This window comes from Ruegeria sp. AF8 (assembly GCF_056541825.1).
The window spans coordinates 200,843-219,664 of the sequence record NZ_JBQFYW010000004.1; the positions used below are offsets into that span (position 1 = coordinate 200,843).

An 18,822-nucleotide genomic window follows, 5' to 3' on the forward strand; every position below is an offset into this window, starting at 1 on the left:
AATAATCAAAGGAAAACAGGCGCGGGAGTTCTCCCGCGCCTGCTACTGCCCGTTTTTTGTGCGGCTTACTTCCAGCCGACCTCGTTAAAGATCTTCTGTGCCTCGGGGATGTTCTTGGCCACTTCCGACAAGTTCACGTCATCGGATTTGAACTCGCCCAGCGCGGCGACGTTCTCGGCCAGCGGGACGCCCGGCACCGAAGGGAACTCGTCATTGCCGCGCGAGAAATAGACCTGCGCCGAGTCGCTGGACAGATATTCCAGGAACTTGATGGCGTTTTCCTTGTTCGGGGCGTTGACGGCGACACCGGCGCCGGACAGGTTCATATGCGCGCCTTGCGCGTCCTGTGCCGGAAACTGGATGCCGATCATATCGATATCGGCGGTCAGGCCCTTGATGTCCTTGCGCAGAGCGCGGGCGAAGTAATACGAATTCGACACCGCAATTTCGCACTCGCCCGACACGATGCCGCGCAGCTGGTCAGTGTCGCCGCCCTGCGGATCGCGGGCCATGTTGCCAACGACACCCGCTGCCCATTCGCGGGCAGCGTCAGTGCCGTGATTGGTGATGATCGAGGCCAGCAGAGTCTGGTTATAGGTGTTGGTCGAAGACCGGATGCAGACCAGCCCTTTGTATTCCGGCTTGGCCAGATCCAGATAGGTCGCCGGCGGGTTGGCGACTTCGGCCTTGTCGAAAAAGATGATGCGCGCGCGTTGTGAGAACCCGAACCACTGGTTGTCGGCATCCTGCAGGTTGGCCGGAATGCGGTCTTCCAGTACCGCGCTGTCGATCGATTGCAGGATACCGGCCTCTTTGGCGCGGGCCAGGCGCGAGGTGTCGACGGTCAGGAAGATGTCAGCGGGCGAGTTTGCGCCCTCGGCCTGTATCCGGGCCATCAGTTCGTCGGCCTTGCCCTCGATCCGGTTGACGGTGATGCCAGTGGCCTCTTCGAATTCCGAATACAACTGCTCGTCGGTATCATAGTGGCGCGACGAATAGATGTTCAGCTCCCCCTCGGCGATGGCCGAAGTGGCGACAAGGGCCGTCAGCGCAGCGGCGATACAGGCGGGTGATTTCATCATGACGGTTTCCAACTTGATTTAGGGGTGGACATAATCTGACTGATTTTCTCAATTACCAAAGCTGACACGGGATGCAAGGTATTCTGACAGAATTACTCGGAATAAATCGTCGCAGAGATCAACCTTCGGCATTGCCCATTTCCCAGGCCGCCAGCAGCCGGGGCAGAGCGATGTTCCAGTCCAGAACGCCGACCTTGTCCGCCCAGTCTTGATATTGCCGAGTCAGCGCGCGCGCACGCTGGCCTTCACCGCGGATCAGGTCGTTAAGCTCGGTCCGGTCGCTTTCCATGTCATAGAGTTCCCAGTCCCGCCCATGCAGGCGCACCAGTTTGAACTGACCCAGCCGGATTGCGGAATTGCCTTCGTGCTCGAAAAAGATCGGCTGCTCGCGTTCCCACGCCTTGCCGCCAAGCAGCGCAAGCAGGCTTTCACCCTGACAGGGCTGGATCGGGTGCCCGCCCAGCTCGGACAGGTATTGCGCGCCGGTGACTTCCTGAATGGTGGGCAGGATATCGACCACGTGACAGGGTGCATGCACTGGCTGCCGCGCCCCTATCCGCTTGGGCCAATGCGCCACCAACGGGGTCGAGATGCCACCCTCGTGCACATAGTGTTTGAACAGCCGGAACGGCGCGTTCGAGACATTGGCCCAGGGCTTGTCATAGCTCTGATAGGTCAGCGCATCGCCGGGCATGACATCGGGGCGGTTGCCCATGGTGATCCGCCGCCCGTCATGGGTGGTGTCGGGAAAGAACTTGGCCCAGCCATCCTCGGCCATGAACTCGGCGCAGCCGCCATTGTCGCTGAGAAACAGGATCAGCGTGTCCTCGAACTGGCCCAGCCGCTTCAGCGCGGCGATCAGCGTGCCGATGGACTGATCCATCCGGTCCACCATCGCGGCATAGGTCGCCATTTTGCGTGCCTCCCAATCGCGGTTCTGCTCGGCCGCCCAGGGCTGCACGTCGGGATCGCGCGGGCTGATCTGCCAGTTGGCCTGAAACAGCCCCATCGCATTCATCGTCTCGTGCCGGGCGGTGCGGGTCGCGTCCCAGCCCCTGTCGTACACACCGTCATAGCGGGCGATATCCTCGGGATGGGCGTGCAGCGGCCAATGCGGCGCGGTATGCGCGAGATACAGGAAGAACGGCTGCTCCATCGCCACCGATTCCTCGATCATCCCGATGGCTTTGTCGGTGATCGCGTCCGTGAAGTAGAAATCGTCGGGATAGGTTTCGACGCGGGCATCATCCTCAAGCATGTAATGCGGCGAGAAGAAATGGGTGACCCCGTCCACGATGCCATAGAACCGGTCGAACCCGCGCTGGCGCGGGGTGGGGTGGTCGATGTCGCCAACCCGCCAGCTGTCGACCTCGCGCGCCATGAAGTCGCCGCCCACATGCCATTTGCCGGACATGCAGGTGCGGTATCCGGCGGCGCGCAGATGTTCGGCGATGGTGGCCGCGTCATTGCGCAGGAACCCCCGATAGGCGGGCGTGCCCAGATCGGCGCCCATATGCCCGATCCCGGCGTTGTGCGGGTAAAGCCCGGTCAGCAGCGCGGCGCGCGTCGGACAGCAGCGGGCGCAGTTATACATCGCCGTCAGCAGCGCGCCGTCCCGCGCCAACGCATCGATATTGGGGGTTCGGATCTCGGATCCGGTGCAGCCGAGATCGGCAAATCCCATATCGTCGGCAAGGATCAGGATGACATTGGGTTTTCGGGTCATGTGGGCTCCTGCCAATGGGGAATTGAGGGCGCCGGGGCTACGCCTGGTCCAGCACCTCGACCGCCAGAATGGTCGGCAGGTGCCGGGCCACCTCGTCCCAGCTTGCGCCTTCGTCCGTGCTGACAAAGACCGAGCCGCTGTTGGTGCCAAAATAAATCCCCGCCGGATCGCGCGTGTCGCCCGCCATCGCCTGCCGCAGCACGGTAAAGAAACAGCCCTCTTGCGGCAGCCCCTGCCGGTGATCCTGCCAGCTTTGGCCGCCATCGCAGGATCGCCACACCGCCGCCGCCGCATCCGGCGGAAACCGCCCGATGCTGTCGCCGTTCAGGGGCAGCGTCCAGATCATGTTGGGATCGCGCGGATGCACATGGATCGGGAATCCGAAGGTTGAGGGCAGGCCCTCGGTGATATCCTCCCAGCTGCGGCCCCCGTCGCCCGAGCGCCAGACGCCGTGGTGGTTCTGCTGATAGAGCAGATCGGCTGACCCGTTCGCCCGCATCATGTTGTGCACGCAATGCCCGGTCTCGCCGTCCCGCGGTGCCGCCGGGTGGTCGTGATGCCCGCAGGCATCGGCGTTCGACAGCCGGTTGCGCCGCTCCCAGGTCTCGCCGCCATCCTCGGTGGCAAAGACCCCGGCGGCCGAGATGCCGACCCACAGCTTTTGCGCATCGGCGGGATCGGACAGGATGGTATGCAGGACCAGCCCCGCCCCGCCGGGGTTCCAGCTGTCCGCCGAAGGATGGTCCGTCAGCCCATCCAATGTCTCCCACGTGTGCCCGCCATCGCGGCTGGCCAGCAGCCGGGCCGGTTTGGTTCCGGCCAGCAGCGTGCTATGGGCATAGCGCAGCGACCAGATCTGCGAGAACCGGTCGTCAAAGGGCAGCGGGTCGCCGGTCCATCCGATCATCTCGGCAAAGCCCGGATCGTTTGCGGCCCACTCGTCCTGCTCGCCCTTGGTCAGCCGGGTGACCTCCCAGCTGTCGCCGCCATCGTCCGACCGCCAGACCCCCGCGCCATGCCAGTCGCTGCCGCCCCCGGCCCACAGCGTGCCGGTCTCGCTGTCGCCGATCACATGGTTGATCGACCAGCCGTCGCAATAAGGGCCTTTGACCGTCCAGCCGGACCGATCCGCCCCGCCATTCACGATGAATGCGCCCTTGGTGGTGCCCACAAGAACCTTGATGTCCGATCCCGACATGTCATCCGCGCTCCCTTGTTCTGGCCCAAGGATAACACGTGACCGGCACCGAAGCATCTGCGCCTGTACTCACCGGCAGCTTGGCCCGGCCAACCTTGGCGTCGAAAGTTGGAGGAGTGCCAAAAACGAAAAACCGCGCCCGAAGGCGCGGTTTTCACAACCGATATGCAAAATTCTCAGCCCTGGCGAGCTTTGAACTTGCGCTGCGTCTTGTTGATCACATAAACGCGGCCTTTGCGACGCACGATCCGGCAGTCGCGGTGCCGGTTCTTCAGCGAGCGGAGCGAGTTCTTGACCTTCATGGTCTGTCTCCAATCTGCGGCGCCTTCATCAAGGACGTGGCCAGCGCCTGGGTTAGCGGGTGCCCCGGAAGCCCGAAGCAGTGAATAGATGGTGGGCGGTACAAGGATCGAACTTGTGACCCCTTCGATGTCAACGAAGTGCTCTACCGCTGAGCTAACCGCCCACATGACCTTTGCGAAACCTGCCCCATAACGAAATGGGGCGCGGAACCCCGCGCCGGTGGAGGGGTCTATAAAAGGAGTCGCGAGGGGGATCAAGGGGTTTGGCCGAACAATTTTCCGGTCTATGTTCGTTCCTGACAAGGAGAGTCCATGCAGAACGTCGCCTATCATCTCAGTACACCCGCGAATCGCACTTCCTGCGTGGTATTTTCCTCGCCCCACAGCGGCCGCAGCTATCCGCCGGAATTGTTGCGGCGTTCGGTTCTGAATCAGCATGTGATTCGCTCGTCCGAGGACGCCTTTGTCGATCTGCTGTTCGAACCGGCGACGGAATTCGGCGCGCCGCTGATCAAGGGGGCCGTTCCGCGCGCGTTTCTCGACCTCAACCGCAGCGCGGACGAGCTTGACCCGGCCGTGATCGAAGGTGCCCGCCAGCACGGCCACAATCCGCGCGTGGCCTCGGGGCTGGGCGTGATTCCCCGGGTTGTGGCCAACGGGCGCGCGATTTATCGCGGCAAGCTGACGATGAACGAGGCCCGGCACCGGATCGACGCCTTTTGGCGACCTTACCACGCCCGGTTGCAGTCGCTTCTGGACGAGTCGCACCGCGCCTTCGGGCAGGCGATTCTTATCGACTGCCACTCGATGCCGCACGAGGCGGTGACCAATCTGGATCGCAAGCCTTCGGGGCGCCCCGAGATCGTACTGGGCGACCGCTTCGGCGCCTCCGCCTCGGGCGAGGTGGTGGACCGGATCGAAGCCGCCTTTGCCGAGGCCGGGTTCAAGGTGATGCGCAATACGCCGTTTGCCGGTGCCTATGTGACCCAGTCCTATGGCCGCCCCTCCCGCCAGCAGCACGCGGTGCAGATCGAGATCGACCGCTCGCTTTACATCGACGAAAAGCAGATCGTGCCGAACGGGAACTATCGCGCCTTCCGCGCGCGCCTGCGGGATGTCATCGCGCAAATCGCGGCCATCGGACAGAAATCGGTGCCGCTGGCCGCCGAATGACCGGGCTGCAGGGCAGGAGCCGCGCCCCGCAAAGTTTTGACCCATTGCCGAAACCCACCTAGTCTGATGTGACAAAGGACGGGCTGTACGGCCATGATACATCGCGAATTCCCGGGCTTCATGTCTCCAATGCTCGCGCGTTCCGCCTTTTCATTTGGCGGGGCGGCGACGGTTGCGGCCTTTGCCTCGTTGATCGCGTGCTATGTCGGCTTTGCGCTCGAAACCCTGTTCAACGTGCAGGCCGTGCCCTTCAACCCGCATGTGCAGGCGGTGTTCATGTGGGGGCTGGCGCTGGTGGCCACCTGGTTCGTCTGGCGCGACTATGCGCGCCACAACCGCGCCTTGCCGCTTGCCCTTGCCGTCGCGGCGGTCGTGATCCTGATCGTCACGCTCTATGTCCGTTACGACCATCGGATCGAGGCGCTGGCCTATGTGCTTTTGGTGATTGCCACCTTGCTGAACCAGAATATCCTGCTTAGCGATCTCAACCGCACGGTGCAGTCGCAGACGGCGGAAATCTCGGCCCTGAATGCGCAGCTGGAGACCCGCGTCGAACAACAGGCGGGCGAGATCGGGCGGCTGGAACGGCTCAAGGAATTCCTGGCCCCCCAGATCGCCGAGGCCGTGGTCGCGGACGGGCGCGAGGATCTGCTGCGGATTCACCGCCGGTATATCGCTTGCCTGTTCTGCGACATCCGCAACTTCACCGCCCTGTCCGAAGCGCTGGAGCCCGAGGACGTCATCGACATCCTGCGCCGCTTCCACGACAGCGCCGGCACGCTGGTGGCCGAGCGGGGCGGTACCATCGGCTATCGCTCGGGCGACGGGCTGATGGTGTTCTTCAATGACCCGGTGCCGTGCGACGAACCAGTGCAACAGGTGGTATCACTGGCGCTGGACATCCGTGAAGCGTTCTCGGAAATCTGCGCGCCGTGGCGGCGTATGGGCCATTCCGTCGGATTGGGTGTCGGCATCGACAGCGGCCACGCGACCATGGGGCTGGTGGGGAAAAAGGGCCGCGCAGATTACACCGCGATCGGCGGTGTCGTGAACATCGCGGCCCGTTTGTGCGATGCGGCGGGCGAGGATCAGATCCTCATCGGCCAGCGTGCCCTGATGGAAGTCGAAGATCAGGTCACGGCTCAATCCATTGGCGCGCTGACCCTGAAAGGATTGTCCAACCCGATTGAAACCTACAGCCTAACCGGCTGGCGCGCCGCGGGCTGACCTATCTGAGCGACCGCCCCTTGACGATGGCGTCGCTGCCGAACCGTTTGCGGATTTCGTCCGTGGCGCGTTCCGCCTTTGACCGCCGCACCGCACCGGGGTCCAGCAGATCGCCCGAAACATCCGCCTGATCCGCGTCGCACAGATCCGACAGGCCACAGCCCAGCAACCGATATGGGCCTTGATCGCCGACCTGATCGAACAGCCCCCTTGCGGTGCGATAGATGCGGTCGGCCATTTGCGTCGCGTCCCGCAGCGACACCCGCCGGGTCAGGATCTTGTGATTGGCCTTTTTCAGCTTCAGCGTCACTACCCGTCCGGCCAGATCCTTGGCTTTGGCCCGATCGGCCACCTTTTCGGCCATCCGCCACAGATGCCCGTCCAGAATGTCCAGACTGGCGGTATCCTCGAAAAACGTGGTCTCGTTGCTGATCGACTTCATCGGCTCATGCGCCGACACCTTGCGTTTGTCCTGCCCGCGCGCCAGATGCCACAGCCGATAACCCATCGAGCCGAACCGGGCGGTCAGCGCCTCCTGCTCCCAGCGCAGCAGATCGGAAAAGCTGCGGATACCGGCGCGCTCCAGCGACTCCTGCGCCGCCGGACCGATGCCCCAGATCAGCCGCACCGGCTTGTCATGCAGAAACGCCGCCGTCTCGGCCTGGCCGATCACCGAAAACCCGCGCGGCTTGTCCAGATCCGACGCCACCTTGGCCAGAAACTTGTTGTGGCTCAGCCCGATCGAGCCCGTCAGCCCCAGTTCGTCCTTCATCCGCTTCACCAGCCGCGCCAGCATCACCGCTGGCGGCGCGCCATGCAGCCGCTCGGTGCCCGACAGATCCATGAACGCCTCGTCCAGCGACAGGGGCTCCACCACCGGCGTCAACTCATCCATCATCGCGCGGATCTGTTTCGAGATTGCCGCATAGACCGACATGCGCGGCTTGATCACCACCGCATCGGGGCACAGTTTCAGCGCCTGAAACATCGGCATCGCCGAGCGTACACCCCGAATGCGTGCCACATAGCACGCGGTTGACACCACCCCGCGCTTGCCGCCGCCGATGATCACTGGCTTGTCTGCCAGTTCGGGGTTGTCGCGCTTCTCCGCAGAGGCATAGAACGCGTCGCAATCCATATGCGCGATGGTCAGATCGAATAGCTCCGGATGTGTTTTCACACGGGGGCTGCCGCAGGACGGGCAGCGCCGCGCGTCCTCGAAACGGCTCAGGCAATCACGGCACAGGCCCGGCATACACGATCCTCAGAATGGCACGTTTCGATCTCGACTATACCACATGCGATTCCGTTCCAAGGCTCTCACTTTTTAGCCGCATTTGCCGCGTTCGTGGGGCCTTGGCCGCAACATGGCAGGAATTGATTCGTATCACGGACACCGGCCAGAAAAGGGCCGGTTCAAATAAACTCCAGCTCAACAGGATTGGTGTATATGTTGATTTGAAGGACAAAGTCCCCGGAGATATCGTCCAAATCAGCATCCGTTGTGAATTCGAAGTCGCCATTTACTTTTGCCGGCCCCAGATGGGTCCAGCCAGTGTGTAAAATCGGCACGTCTCCGGCGCCCGGCCCGCTGCTTCTCTCTTCGCCCGGTCCAGCTTCGACTGTTTTTCTAAAGATAAATTCCTCTTCCATTCTTGTTCTCCCTCAGTTGCACTCGCGAAACCTCTCCCCAAACGAACGGTCACAAAATTGATCATACATTGTTTGCCCACCTTGGCGAGATGTCTAATGAGCGCCTCGAAGGCTTCAGGGGTGGCATCTGATGCCGCCGGAACTCTATTTGGAAAACCCTCTGGCCGTTCCGCATTTTGCGGACCGATTGCGGGGTTCCCTTTCAAAGGCAAAAGCATGAGCAATGGGTGGAGCGCCCGACAAGAAGACCCCCCGCATTGGCGCGGGGGGAAGGTAACGGACCTCAGGAAGAGGTGGCCCGTCGGGGAGTATTCCGCCCCTAGAATCGCCCGAATCCGCGGATTTCGAAAGCTTTGGCGGAACACCGCCAAAACTCGAGCTTTTGATGTGTGTTTTCAGGCACAGAGACGATTTGGCGCGGCTGTCCGAAAAACTGACGTAAGGTCAATTCGTTGCAGGACCATCGGACCCGTTCTGGCCCCGGAATCCCGGTGACGGATCAGTGCCGGGTCAAAGAATTTAACTCGGAAAGAACCGCCTCGGCGGCGGCTTTCGGGTCCGCGGCGCGATAGATCGGGCGGCCCACCACGATGTGATCCGCGCCGTCTGCAACTGCGCTGGCCGGGGTGGCGACGCGTTTCTGATCGCCCAGATCGGCCCCCGCCGGGCGCACACCGGGCGTCACGATCAGACGCCCTTCCGCCTGTGGCAGGGCGCGGATCAATGCGGCCTCCTGCGGGCTGGCAATGACACCGTCGGCCCCGGCCTCGAACGCCCTGGCAGCCCGCTCGATCACCAGATCCCGCACATCGCCCGGCTTGATCAGCGCCGCATCCAGATCGGAACGTTCCAGCGAGGTCAGGATGGTCACCGCCAGAATCTTCAGGTCCTTGCCCGATGCGCCCTCTTTCGCGGCGCGCACCACGTGCGGATCGCCATGCACGGTGAGGAAATCCAGATCGAACTGCGCCAGCCCGCGCACGGCGTTTTCCACCGTGTTGCCGATGTCGAACAGCTTCATGTCCAGAAAGATGCGCTTGCCGTGATCCTGTTTCAGCTCATTGGCAAGCGCCAGACCTCCGCCTGTCAGCATCCCCAGCCCGATCTTGTAAAAGGAAACGCTGTCCCCCAACCGTTCGGCCATGGCCAGCCCTTGCAGGGCATTGGGAACATCGAGGGCTACGATCAGGCGGTCATCGGACATCGGGGCGCTCCTTTTGGCAAACGCCTGCCTCCTAGCGGGTTCGGGGCGGCCTGTCCATGTTTGGTTCACGGAACCAAAGTCAGTGCGCGGATATCGGATTGTGCTATCGTGCCTGCAACTTTAGCTGAAAGCCAAACCGAGGGACCCAGGGATGACTATGCGGACTGCACTTTCACTGTTTGTGGCACTCGCAGCCTGTGATCAAGCTCCGCAGCGCGGTGGTTCTGATACCGGTGCCGCGCCGGCACTGACCAATGATGATCTGCGCCTTGTGCGTGGCTATCGCTCGGAAGACGACTGGTGCCAGCTGACCGGGGAAACCGAATTTACCGCCAATTTCCTCGACCACACCGCCGATCTTGTCTCCTGCCCGACAGGCAGCGAGGCAGAGAACTCGCTTGTTGAAATGTACAATGCGCAGCAGGTGGCCGAAACCGGTGGCTATACCGTTTTCACGATACCACGCGGTTGACGCCGATTTCTGACCGCTAGCCTCTTGAAGCCGATGCGATATTCCCCAAATTGAATGCGAGGCCCAGACAGACGCGTGCCGCCAAGCGGGCGCAACAAAACAGGGCGCTTGGAAAAGGAGATAAAGATGGACTTGTCGAAGTTCACCGAGCGGGCACGTGGTTTCGTGCAGGCCGCGCAGACCATTGCACTGCGCGAGGGGCACCAGAGGCTGGAGCCCACACATATTCTCAAAGCATTGATGGATGACGATCAGGGGCTGGCGAGCAATCTGATTTCCCGCTCCGGCGGCGCACCGGCCCGCGTCGTCGAGGCGCTGGATGTGGCGTTGTCGAAGATCCCGAAGATCAGCGGCGATGCCGGTCAGGTCTATCTGGACGGCCAGACCGCCAAGGTGCTGGACGAGGCCGAAAAGATCGCCAAGAAAGCGGGCGACAGCTTTGTCCCCGTCGAGCGCGTTCTGATGGCGCTCTGCATGGTCAAATCCAAGGCCAAGGAGGCGTTGGAGGCCGGGGCCGTCACGGCCCAGAAGCTCAACGAGGCCATCAACGACATCCGCAAGGGCCGCACCGCCGATACCGCTTCGGCGGAAGAGGGCTATGACGCGCTCAAGAAATACGCCCGCGACCTGACCGAGGCCGCCGCCGCAGGCAAGATCGACCCGATCATCGGGCGCGATGAGGAAATCCGCCGCTCGATGCAGGTTCTGTCGCGCCGCACCAAGAACAACCCGGTTCTGATCGGCGAACCCGGCGTCGGTAAAACCGCGATTGCCGAGGGCATGGCCCTGCGCATCGTCAATGGCGATGTGCCGGAATCGCTCAAGGACAAGAAGCTGCTCGCGCTCGACATGGGCGCGCTGATCGCCGGTGCCAAATACCGCGGCGAGTTCGAGGAACGCCTCAAGGCGGTTCTGACCGAGGTCACCGAGGCCGCAGGTGAAATCATCCTGTTCATCGACGAGATGCACACGCTGGTCGGTGCCGGCAAATCCGAAGGCGCAATGGATGCCGCCAACCTGATCAAACCGGCGCTCGCGCGCGGGGAACTGCACTGCATCGGCGCCACCACACTGGATGAATACCGCAAATACGTGGAAAAAGACGCCGCCCTTGCCCGCCGGTTCCAGCCGGTCGTGGTGCAGGAGCCCACGGTCGAGGATACCATCTCGATCCTGCGCGGCATCAAGGAGAAGTACGAGCTGCACCATGGCGTGCGCATCTCGGATTCGGCGCTGGTCTCGGCGGCGACGCTGTCGCACCGCTACATCACCGACCGCTTCCTGCCCGACAAGGCGATCGACCTCGTGGATGAGGCCGCCAGCCGCCTGCGCATGGAGGTGGACAGCAAACCCGAAGAACTGGACCAGCTCGACCGCAACATCCTGCAGATGCAGATCGAGGAAGAGGCGCTCAAACTCGAAGACGACGCGGCATCGAAAGATCGGCTTGCCACCTTGCAAAAGGATCTGGCCGACCTGCAGGAACGCAGCGCCGAGATGACCGCCCAGTGGCAGTCCGAGCGCGACAAGCTGGCCTCGGCCCGCGACCTGAAGGAACAGCTCGACCGCGCCCGCGCCGAGTTGGACATCGCCAAGCGCGAAGGCAACCTCGCCAAGGCGGGTGAGCTCAGCTATGGCGTGATCCCCGGTCTGGAAAAGCAACTGTCCGAGGCCGAAGCGCATGAGGAAAGCGGCCTGATGGCCGAGGAAACCGTGCGCCCCGAACAGATCGCCGCCGTGGTCGAACGCTGGACGGGCATCCCCACCGCCAAGATGCTCGAGGGCGAACGCGAGAAACTCTTGCGGATGGAAAACGACCTGCACCGCCGGGTCATCGGTCAGAACGCCGCCGTCAACGCGGTGGCCAATGCCGTGCGGCGTGCCCGCGCCGGGCTGAACGACGAGAACCGCCCGCTGGGCTCGTTCCTGTTCCTCGGCCCCACCGGCGTCGGCAAGACCGAACTGACCAAGGCCGTGGCCGAATTCCTGTTCGACGACGACGCCGCGATGGTGCGCATCGACATGTCCGAGTTCATGGAGAAACACTCGGTCGCCCGCCTGATCGGCGCGCCTCCGGGCTATGTCGGCTATGACGAGGGCGGGGTGCTGACCGAAGCCGTGCGCCGCCGCCCCTATCAGGTGGTGCTGTTCGACGAGGTCGAAAAGGCGCATCCGGATGTGTTCAACGTGCTGTTGCAGGTGCTCGACGATGGCGTTCTGACCGACGGTCAGGGTCACCATGTCGATTTCAAGCAGACGCTGATCGTGCTGACCTCGAACCTCGGGAGCCAGGCGCTCAGCCAGTTGCCCGAGGGCGCCGACAGCAGCCAGGCGCGGCGTGACGTGATGGATGCGGTGCGGGCGCATTTCCGCCCCGAATTCCTCAACCGTCTGGATGAGACGATCATCTTCGACCGGCTCAAGCGCGAGGATATGGACGGCATCGTCGATATTCAGCTTGCCCGCCTGCAAAAGCGTCTGGCCGGTCGCAAGATCGAGCTGGCGCTGGACGACGGCGCGCGGGAATGGCTGGCCAACGAAGGCTATGACCCGGTGTTCGGTGCCCGTCCGCTCAAGCGCGTGATCCAGCGCGCCCTGCAGAACCCGCTGGCCGAGGCACTGCTGGGGGGCGAGATCAGGGATGGTGAAACCGTCCCCGTCTCCGCCGGGTCCGAAGGGCTGATCATCGGTGATCGGCTGGGCACCTCCGACCGGCCGCGTCCCGATGATGCGGTGGTGCATTAAAGGGCGGTGCCACTCGCCACTTGAAACAAGAAACCCGCCGGAAACGGCGGGTTTTTTTGGCATTTGACCCTCTCTAGTTCAAAAGGTGTGATTTGCACCTGCGCAATCCGAACTTGGGTGAGACCTTTGCTTTCTTGAGCGCACGCGCCAGCAGATCGCTGAGGAAGAATATTCGTTTCTCGAAATCCGGATCGATCCAAATGTCAGGGCCGGAAGACGCGGAAGGCAGAACCATCAGCTCATCATCCTGTAGGACCGGAGAAGCGAACCAGACCTTCGCCACTTCAAGATACTCCACACCCGACGAAATTTCCGGAAGTGCGGTCTTTTTCGTATTTCCGATGTTCAGACAATAATACTCGCCTTCAACGGGCGTTTTCCGGTCGAACTGAAACAACCGGGTGGGATACAGCCCGCCTTGCCCAAGATCAAATTGCCGCAAGACCCCTGCGCATTGCGAAGACACAACCCAAAAAGGACCAACGCGAAATAGGTGAGGCTGGCGTTTATGAATAGTATCCTTGTAGTCGGCATACATCTCTTTGGCGAAGCTTTCAGGAGGTAGAGGCTCGCCTCTGTTGATGCGATGTCGAATATCGGAAGAAAGCTGTTTGTCTCGATACTCAACATCACTGGTAAAAAACCTATTTGTGCTCGGATCAAACCCCGCCAAGCTCGCCCAGATTCCCGAATTGTCTTCTGACATTGATTTTCCATTCAAATACTTAACCGAATTCTGCCCGACGCTAGTTCAATCAGGACCGTCATAACACCCGACATTTCGCCCGATCCGTGCGCTACGTCGGCGCGGGCTTTTTTTGCCCCGGCATTTATGCTCTAGTCATTCCGCCAGATCGGGGGGAATATGCGGATCTCAAATTGGCGCATCAAGCGATGGATTGCCGGGCTCTGCCTTGCCACGGCGCTGGGGGCCTGTGGCGAGACATCCTATAACGAGATCGCCCTCATGCCGCCGCCCACGGTTTACGAGGGCGGCACGCTCGATCCCTTCGCCTCGGCCACCGCACGCCGGAAGGCGCAGCAGGCCAAGCTGTTTTATGCCACCGACCGCCGGGTCGCTGGGCCGGAGGATGCCTCGGATTTCTACGCCAACGACCGAGGCCTCGTGCTGCGCACCGGGACGGTGGATGTGGCGATGACCCCGCCTGCGGGCGACTGGGATACCCTGCGCCGGATCTCCACCGGGCAGGATGACACCGAACGCAGCCTCTCGGTGGTCGCGGTGCGCGAATTCGGACCGATGCCGTTTTCCATCTCGGACCGGACCGGGGCCGAGATCGATCAGGCCCAGACCGACCGCGCCGCGCGCGACTTTGCCGGTGCGATCAACCGGCAACTGTCGCTGTCGGGCGGCCGCGACGTTGTGATCTATGTGCACGGCTATAATGTCGATTTCGAATATCCCACGCTGGTGGCGCGCGAATTGCAGCACTATCTGGGCTATCGCGGCGCCTTTGTCAGTTACAACTGGCCCGCCACGCCCAGCCGTTTCGCCTATTTCCGCGATCTGGAAACAGCCAGTGCCACCCGCCGCAACCTGCGCGAACTGATCGAGTTTCTGTCGACCCGAACCCAGGCGCGGCGGGTGCATCTGATCGGCTACAGCGCCGGATCGCGGTTGGTGTTCGAGACCGCCTATCAGATCGCTTTGCAGGGCGAGGGGCGCGCGCAACTTGGGCAGGTGGTGCTGATCGGCAGCGATCTCGACCGGCTCTATTTCGTCAACGCGCTGGCGGACGGTATTCTGGACGGCATGGACCAGTTGTCGATCTATATGTCCGGCAGCGACGCGGCGCTGGGCCTGTCCGAATTCGTCTTTGGCCAGAACCGCCTGGGCCAGATCGCGGGAACCGAGGCCACGCCCGACTGGCTGCAGCGGAAACTGCTGGCCGAAAACCGCCTTGCCCTGATCAACGCCACCGACGCGCCGGGCGCGGATGCGGGCAACGGGCACTGGTATTTCCGGTCGGCCCCCTGGGCCAGCAGCGACATCCTGCTGACGCTCAGCCGTGGCGCCTCTCCGGCCAAACGCGGCCTCGTGCGCCCGCAGGGCAACGCCATCTGGCAATTCCCGGCGGACTACCCCGAGCGGCTGCGGACTCTGCCACTCCTGAACTGATTCCAAGGAGGACCTCTCGCCATGCCCGACGCGCATCTGCCCTTCGATTATCTGTCCGACGCGCGCCTTGCCGCGCTGAACATCCCGCCGTCCGGGATTGCCGACTGCATCGAACAGGCCCTGCGCGAACAGGCGGACGGGCGCTTGTGGACAGCGCCCAAGGCGGCCATCCTGCCCGGCGACGGGCGATACATGATGGCGACGCTTGCCGTTGCCGATGCGCCGCCCGTCATCGCCGTCAAATCGGTGATGGTCAGCCCGGACAACCCCGGGCGCGGCCTGCCCGCAATCAATGGCGCGATCATGCTGCTCGATAGTGAAACCGGCGCGTTGCGGGCGGTGCTCGATGCCGGCTGGGTGACGGCGGTGCGAACAGCGGGGCTCAGCGCGGTGGCCGCGCGGCGACTGGCCAACCCGGCCTCCACCGTGGCGGCCTTCGTCGGCGTCGGGGTGCAGGCGCGCAGCCATCTTGACGCCTTCGCCGACCTGTTCCCGCTGTCCGAGGTGCGCGCGCATGGCCGCACTCCCGCCAACGTCGAGGCGTTCTGCACCTATGCCCGCGACAAGGGGCTGGCCGCGCAGGCCGTCGCCGACCCGCGCGCGGCGCTGGAGGGCGCGGATATCGTGGTCACATCAGTCACGCTGAACTATGATATCGAGCCGTTTCTCGACGCCAGCTGGCTGAAACCCGGCGCGTTTGCCACCGTCACCGATCTGGCCCTGCCATGGCTTCCCGGCAAGATGCTGACATTTGGCGCCATCTATGTGGACGATCAGCAGCAGGAGGCGGCGATGGACAAGCCGATGGTCGCGCCGGGCCTGATCTCGGGTGACCTGTCATCACTGGTCGCGGGCGATACTCCGGACCGCTTCGTCCCCACACGCCGTACCGCGTTCGTGTTTCGCGGGTTGGCGATCGGCGATCTGGCCGTGGCTGCGCTCGCCTATCGCAGCGCGTCGGGCTGACTGGCCTCAACAAACCTGCGACAAACAAAAGGGACAACCGCGATGACCACCAGCAACAAGGACAAGATCCGCGCGCTGCTCAAAAGCATCGAAACCGGCGATCCCGGACCCGTCGCAGTGGTGAACGAGGCGAAATACATTCAGCACAATCCACAGACCCACGAAGGCAGCGAGGGGCTGGCCGCGCTGTTCAAACGGCTCTCCGAAACCTCGCCCCGCGTCAATGTCGTGCGGGCCTTCGAGGACGGGGATTTCGTGTTCGGCCATACCGAATACGATTTCGCCACCTCCCGCATCGGGTTCGAAGTGTTCCGGTTCGAGAACGGGCAGGCGGTCGAACACTGGGACAACATCCAGCCCCGGCAAGGCCCCAACCCCTCGGGGCACAGCATGGTCGACGGCCCGGTCGAGGCCACGGATACCGACCGGACCGAGGCCAGCCGCGATCTGGTCGGGCGCTTTGTCGACCGTGTCCTGATCGGACGGCATCTCTCCGATCTGGACGTCTTCGTCGATGCGCGGCTGATCCAGCATAATCCCGATATGGAGGACGGAGCGGAAGCGTTGCGCGCGGCTCTGGAAGAACAAGCGGATGGGGCGAATGCGCTGCAATACCGTCGCAATCACCGTCTGTTGGCCGAAGGCAATTTCGTCCTGTCGGTATGCGAAGGGTCCCGCCGGGGCGTACACAGCTCGTTTTATGACCTGTTCCGGGTCGAGTCGGACCGGATTGTCGAGCACTGGGACACAATCGAAGCGGTTCCGCCCCGCGAGGTCTGGAAAAACGACAACGGCAAGTTCTGAGTTCATACCTTCGCGAGGCCGATGGGAAATCAATAGGATGTTCCCGGTGCGGCCCCCTATACTATGTCGTCCGATCCGCCGAGGGGGCGACCGACCATGACGACAACCGCCCGCCTGATCCTATGTGCCGGGGTGCTTGCCATCCTGCTGGCCGGGACGTGGCTGGCCTATGCCCATGGCGACCGCTTCGCCACGCCCGAGCAAATGGCGGCCTATCTGCGCAGCTATGGGATGTGGGCTCCGGCGATGGTGATCGGGCTGATGATTCTGCACAGTTTCGTGCCCTTTCCGGCCGAGGTTCTGGCCATCTGCGCCGGCGCGGTCTTTGGCACGCTGACCGGTGCGGTTCTGATCTGGTGCGGCGCGATGCCGGGGGCGCTGGTGGCCTTTGGTCTCGCCCGCTGGCTGGGGCGTGACGTGGTGCGGGGATGGCTCAGCCGGTCGCAGGCGGATCGGCTGGATGACTGGACCCGCAGGCAAGGCGCCTTCACGCTGCTGATTCTGCGGTTCCTGCCGGTGGTCGCCTTCAACCTGATCAACTATGCCGCCGGTCTGAGCGGTGTGCGACTTTGGACCTTTGTCTGGACAACCGCCATCGGCATCCTGCCGATCACGCTGCTGTCAACCTGGCTCGGCGCGCATATGCGCAACCTCGACTGGCCGACGCTGCTGGTCTTCTCGGTTGTGGGGATTGTCGTTCTGGTGTGCCTGCACCGGCTGATCCGGGCCAGGGGGTGGGGATGAGCGGGCCGGTCCCCGACGCCGAAGACCTGAAAACCATGGTGTCGCTGTCGCGCCAGAGGCCGGTCAGCTATGGCTTCTGTGTGGGCACATCGGTTGAAACCAGCGTTCTGGTGATGCATCGCGACCGCGCCCCGGAGGTCATGGGCCGGACGGCGAGACATCTGGGTGAGACCCCGAAAGTGGCCTATGGCACGGTCACGACACGGGGCAGGGTGATGGTGCTCAGCTGCGCAAACCGCCCGCCGCCGCGGCTGGCACGGCGGATCAAGCGCTTCCTTCATGGTCAGGGGCTGAAACTCAAGGTCGTGCTGCAGGACATCCCGCCCCCATTGGAACAGGTCGCCGCGCCCGAGATTTCCGCCGACAGCGGCTGGACCGGGCTGCGGGCGCGGGCCGGCCGGCTGGTCTCGGCCCGGTCGCGGACCGACCCGCAGGCGGCGGCGCGGCTCGACGCGGCCCTGGATATCGTCGACGGCAAATGGCAGGCGGGCGACCGCAAGGGGGCGGCCAGGGCCCTGCGCCATGTCGTCAGGGCCCTTGGACGGTCGCGGGCGGAAAAGTGACGGCACGGAAATTTCCCGAACCAGCCGGTGGCGCATCGGGATGAACGGTGTAAGTTGCTCTCACCATGTGTTTTTCCGCCCAGGCCAGCTTTGTCGCCGGCGCCGCCCTGATCTCGTGCAGTTATTTCACCACCGCCGCCGCGCGCCGTGCCGGGCGGCGTTATCTTGCCCTTGCCGCCTTGCCGCTGTTTTTCGGGATACAGCAACTGTCCGAAGGCTTTCTCTGGCTGTCGCTCGATGGCGCTGCGGGCTGGCCCCTGCCGCCCGAGCTGATCTTTCTGTTCTTCGCCTATTGGTTCTGGCCCTTCTGGGTGCCTCTGTCCTCGGCGCTGATCGAAACCGACGCGGCGCGCGCGAAGCTGTTTTCGTGGCTGTCGGTGGCGGGGTTCGTGCTGGGGCTGGTTTTGTTCCTGCCGATGCTTTTTGATCCGGACAGCCTGCATATCGTTCAGATGCATCATTCCATCCGCTACGAATATGACGGGCTATTTTCCGGAGAAGTGTTCCAGACCGCGATACGGATCGTTTATGCCGCCATCATCGTCGTGCCGCTGATCGGCTCCAGCCATCGGCAGGTGCAAATCTTCGGCTGTCTGATCGCCGTTTCCGTCGCGGTTGGTTTCCTGTTCGCCTCCTATGCCTTTACCTCGATCTGGTGTTTTCTGGCGGCGGTGCTTTCGGGCTATGTCCTGTGGGTGCTGCACAGGTTGCCGGCCAGCGCGGATTGTACAAATCGCACCATGGCTCCCGCAAACCAGGTACAAACTGCTACAAAAAAGCAGGTTCACCCCCGGTCGGGCACGCGGTAGAAGACCGCCAAGAG

The 18,822-nt window shown here is 62.9% G+C and carries 18 protein-coding genes and 1 tRNA gene; 10 read left to right on the forward strand and 9 right to left on the reverse strand.

Translation table 11 applies throughout. The annotated features are described in order from the left end of the window. Nucleotides 1-65: 65 nt before the first annotated feature. From ACR0AO_RS09850 to ACR0AO_RS09870, 5 genes are all read right to left on the reverse strand, one after another. On the reverse strand, nucleotides 66-1,082 hold the full coding sequence (locus ACR0AO_RS09850; RefSeq protein WP_480602948.1) for a Fe(3+) ABC transporter substrate-binding protein: 1,017 nt from the start codon (nucleotides 1,080-1,082) through the stop codon (nucleotides 66-68). Between the two features lie 118 nt (nucleotides 1,083-1,200). After that, nucleotides 1,201-2,808, reverse strand: coding sequence for an arylsulfatase (locus ACR0AO_RS09855; RefSeq protein ID WP_480602950.1), 1,608 nt, complete (start codon nucleotides 2,806-2,808; stop codon nucleotides 1,201-1,203). Between the two features lie 37 nt (nucleotides 2,809-2,845). Beyond that, complete coding sequence (locus ACR0AO_RS09860) at nucleotides 2,846-4,006, reverse strand: WD40/YVTN/BNR-like repeat-containing protein (RefSeq protein ID WP_480602952.1); 1,161 nt, start codon at nucleotides 4,004-4,006, stop codon at nucleotides 2,846-2,848. Between the two features lie 176 nt (nucleotides 4,007-4,182). Then, entirely contained in the window at nucleotides 4,183-4,308 is a 126-nt protein-coding gene (gene ykgO / locus ACR0AO_RS09865) for a type B 50S ribosomal protein L36 (RefSeq protein WP_008755722.1), read from the reverse strand. 89 nt (nucleotides 4,309-4,397) lie between these two features. Continuing rightward, a tRNA-Val gene (locus ACR0AO_RS09870) sits at nucleotides 4,398-4,472 on the reverse strand. A 148-nt stretch (nucleotides 4,473-4,620) separates the two neighbouring features. Here ACR0AO_RS09870 and ACR0AO_RS09875 point away from each other — a divergent pair. Both ACR0AO_RS09875 and ACR0AO_RS09880 read left to right on the forward strand, forming a co-directional pair. After that, nucleotides 4,621-5,481, forward strand: coding sequence for an N-formylglutamate amidohydrolase (locus ACR0AO_RS09875; protein ID WP_480602954.1), 861 nt, complete (start codon nucleotides 4,621-4,623; stop codon nucleotides 5,479-5,481). Between the two features lie 129 nt (nucleotides 5,482-5,610). Beyond that, nucleotides 5,611-6,708 carry an adenylate/guanylate cyclase domain-containing protein gene (locus ACR0AO_RS09880; RefSeq protein ID WP_480602956.1) on the forward strand — a complete coding sequence of 366 codons (1,098 nt, stop codon included), beginning with the start codon at nucleotides 5,611-5,613 and terminating at the stop codon, nucleotides 6,706-6,708. A 1-nt stretch (nucleotide 6,709) separates the two neighbouring features. On the opposite strand, the gene ACR0AO_RS09885 is transcribed toward ACR0AO_RS09880, so the two are convergent. The 3 genes from ACR0AO_RS09885 to pyrF form a co-directional block, all read right to left on the reverse strand. Continuing rightward, nucleotides 6,710-7,963 carry a DNA polymerase IV gene (locus ACR0AO_RS09885; protein WP_480602958.1) on the reverse strand — a complete coding sequence of 418 codons (1,254 nt, stop codon included), beginning with the start codon at nucleotides 7,961-7,963 and terminating at the stop codon, nucleotides 6,710-6,712. A 161-nt stretch (nucleotides 7,964-8,124) separates the two neighbouring features. Beyond that, nucleotides 8,125-8,361, reverse strand: coding sequence for a hypothetical protein (locus tag ACR0AO_RS09890; RefSeq protein WP_480602960.1), 237 nt, complete (start codon nucleotides 8,359-8,361; stop codon nucleotides 8,125-8,127). A gap of 499 nt (nucleotides 8,362-8,860) precedes the next feature. Beyond that, nucleotides 8,861-9,565, reverse strand: coding sequence for an orotidine-5'-phosphate decarboxylase (pyrF, locus tag ACR0AO_RS09895; RefSeq protein WP_480602962.1), 705 nt, complete (start codon nucleotides 9,563-9,565; stop codon nucleotides 8,861-8,863). 151 nt (nucleotides 9,566-9,716) lie between these two features. Between pyrF and ACR0AO_RS09900 the strand changes: the two genes are divergently transcribed. Both ACR0AO_RS09900 and clpB read left to right on the forward strand, forming a co-directional pair. After that, entirely contained in the window at nucleotides 9,717-10,037 is a 321-nt protein-coding gene (locus ACR0AO_RS09900) for a hypothetical protein (protein ID WP_480602964.1), read from the forward strand. A gap of 126 nt (nucleotides 10,038-10,163) precedes the next feature. After that, complete coding sequence (clpB, locus tag ACR0AO_RS09905; protein ID WP_480602966.1) at nucleotides 10,164-12,782, forward strand: ATP-dependent chaperone ClpB; 2,619 nt, start codon at nucleotides 10,164-10,166, stop codon at nucleotides 12,780-12,782. A gap of 73 nt (nucleotides 12,783-12,855) precedes the next feature. Here clpB and ACR0AO_RS09910 read toward each other — a convergent pair whose 3' ends face one another. Further along, the gene (locus ACR0AO_RS09910) at nucleotides 12,856-13,488 is read right to left on the reverse strand and encodes a hypothetical protein (RefSeq protein ID WP_480602968.1); all 633 of its coding nucleotides are present in this window, start codon (nucleotides 13,486-13,488) and stop codon (nucleotides 12,856-12,858) included. 159 nt (nucleotides 13,489-13,647) lie between these two features. On the opposite strand from ACR0AO_RS09910, the gene ACR0AO_RS09915 reads away from it, so the two are divergent. From ACR0AO_RS09915 to ACR0AO_RS09940, 6 genes are all read left to right on the forward strand, one after another. After that, a complete protein-coding gene (locus ACR0AO_RS09915) occupies nucleotides 13,648-14,922 on the forward strand; it encodes an alpha/beta hydrolase (protein ID WP_480602970.1) in 1,275 nt (424 codons plus the stop codon). Between the two features lie 21 nt (nucleotides 14,923-14,943). Further along, nucleotides 14,944-15,888, forward strand: a complete 945-nt coding sequence (locus ACR0AO_RS09920) for an ornithine cyclodeaminase family protein (RefSeq protein ID WP_480602972.1) — start codon at nucleotides 14,944-14,946, stop codon at nucleotides 15,886-15,888. Between the two features lie 42 nt (nucleotides 15,889-15,930). Then, the gene (locus ACR0AO_RS09925) at nucleotides 15,931-16,692 is read left to right on the forward strand and encodes a nuclear transport factor 2 family protein (RefSeq protein ID WP_480602974.1); all 762 of its coding nucleotides are present in this window, start codon (nucleotides 15,931-15,933) and stop codon (nucleotides 16,690-16,692) included. A 96-nt stretch (nucleotides 16,693-16,788) separates the two neighbouring features. After that, on the forward strand, nucleotides 16,789-17,436 hold the full coding sequence (locus ACR0AO_RS09930; protein ID WP_480602976.1) for a TVP38/TMEM64 family protein: 648 nt from the start codon (nucleotides 16,789-16,791) through the stop codon (nucleotides 17,434-17,436). Further along, nucleotides 17,433-17,999, forward strand: a complete 567-nt coding sequence (locus tag ACR0AO_RS09935; protein WP_480602978.1) for a hypothetical protein — start codon at nucleotides 17,433-17,435, stop codon at nucleotides 17,997-17,999. The genes ACR0AO_RS09930 and ACR0AO_RS09935 overlap by 4 nt, the downstream gene beginning before the upstream one ends. 65 nt (nucleotides 18,000-18,064) lie before the next feature. Continuing rightward, a complete protein-coding gene (locus ACR0AO_RS09940) occupies nucleotides 18,065-18,808 on the forward strand; it encodes a DUF6629 family protein (RefSeq protein WP_480602980.1) in 744 nt (247 codons plus the stop codon). Nucleotides 18,809-18,822: the final 14 nt, after the last annotated feature.

Coding starts and splice junctions, on each gene's coding strand:
- ACR0AO_RS09910 (WP_480602968.1), bottom strand. CDS start 13,488: ATGTCAGAAGACAATTCGGGAATCTGGGCGAGCTTGGCGGGGTTTGAT.
- ACR0AO_RS09875 (WP_480602954.1), top strand. CDS start 4,621: ATGCAGAACGTCGCCTATCATCTCAGTACACCCGCGAATCGCACTTCC.
- clpB (WP_480602966.1), top strand. CDS start 10,164: ATGGACTTGTCGAAGTTCACCGAGCGGGCACGTGGTTTCGTGCAGGCC.
- ACR0AO_RS09920 (WP_480602972.1), top strand. CDS start 14,944: ATGCCCGACGCGCATCTGCCCTTCGATTATCTGTCCGACGCGCGCCTT.
- ACR0AO_RS09930 (WP_480602976.1), top strand. CDS start 16,789: ATGACGACAACCGCCCGCCTGATCCTATGTGCCGGGGTGCTTGCCATC.
- ACR0AO_RS09940 (WP_480602980.1), top strand. CDS start 18,065: ATGTGTTTTTCCGCCCAGGCCAGCTTTGTCGCCGGCGCCGCCCTGATC.
- ACR0AO_RS09935 (WP_480602978.1), top strand. CDS start 17,433: ATGAGCGGGCCGGTCCCCGACGCCGAAGACCTGAAAACCATGGTGTCG.
- ACR0AO_RS09885 (WP_480602958.1), bottom strand. CDS start 7,963: ATGCCGGGCCTGTGCCGTGATTGCCTGAGCCGTTTCGAGGACGCGCGG.
- ACR0AO_RS09900 (WP_480602964.1), top strand. CDS start 9,717: ATGACTATGCGGACTGCACTTTCACTGTTTGTGGCACTCGCAGCCTGT.
- ACR0AO_RS09915 (WP_480602970.1), top strand. CDS start 13,648: ATGCGGATCTCAAATTGGCGCATCAAGCGATGGATTGCCGGGCTCTGC.
- ykgO (WP_008755722.1), bottom strand. CDS start 4,308: ATGAAGGTCAAGAACTCGCTCCGCTCGCTGAAGAACCGGCACCGCGAC.
- ACR0AO_RS09890 (WP_480602960.1), bottom strand. CDS start 8,361: ATGGAAGAGGAATTTATCTTTAGAAAAACAGTCGAAGCTGGACCGGGC.
- pyrF (WP_480602962.1), bottom strand. CDS start 9,565: ATGTCCGATGACCGCCTGATCGTAGCCCTCGATGTTCCCAATGCCCTG.
- ACR0AO_RS09925 (WP_480602974.1), top strand. CDS start 15,931: ATGACCACCAGCAACAAGGACAAGATCCGCGCGCTGCTCAAAAGCATC.
- ACR0AO_RS09880 (WP_480602956.1), top strand. CDS start 5,611: ATGCTCGCGCGTTCCGCCTTTTCATTTGGCGGGGCGGCGACGGTTGCG.
- ACR0AO_RS09855 (WP_480602950.1), bottom strand. CDS start 2,808: ATGACCCGAAAACCCAATGTCATCCTGATCCTTGCCGACGATATGGGA.
- ACR0AO_RS09860 (WP_480602952.1), bottom strand. CDS start 4,006: ATGTCGGGATCGGACATCAAGGTTCTTGTGGGCACCACCAAGGGCGCA.
- ACR0AO_RS09850 (WP_480602948.1), bottom strand. CDS start 1,082: ATGATGAAATCACCCGCCTGTATCGCCGCTGCGCTGACGGCCCTTGTC.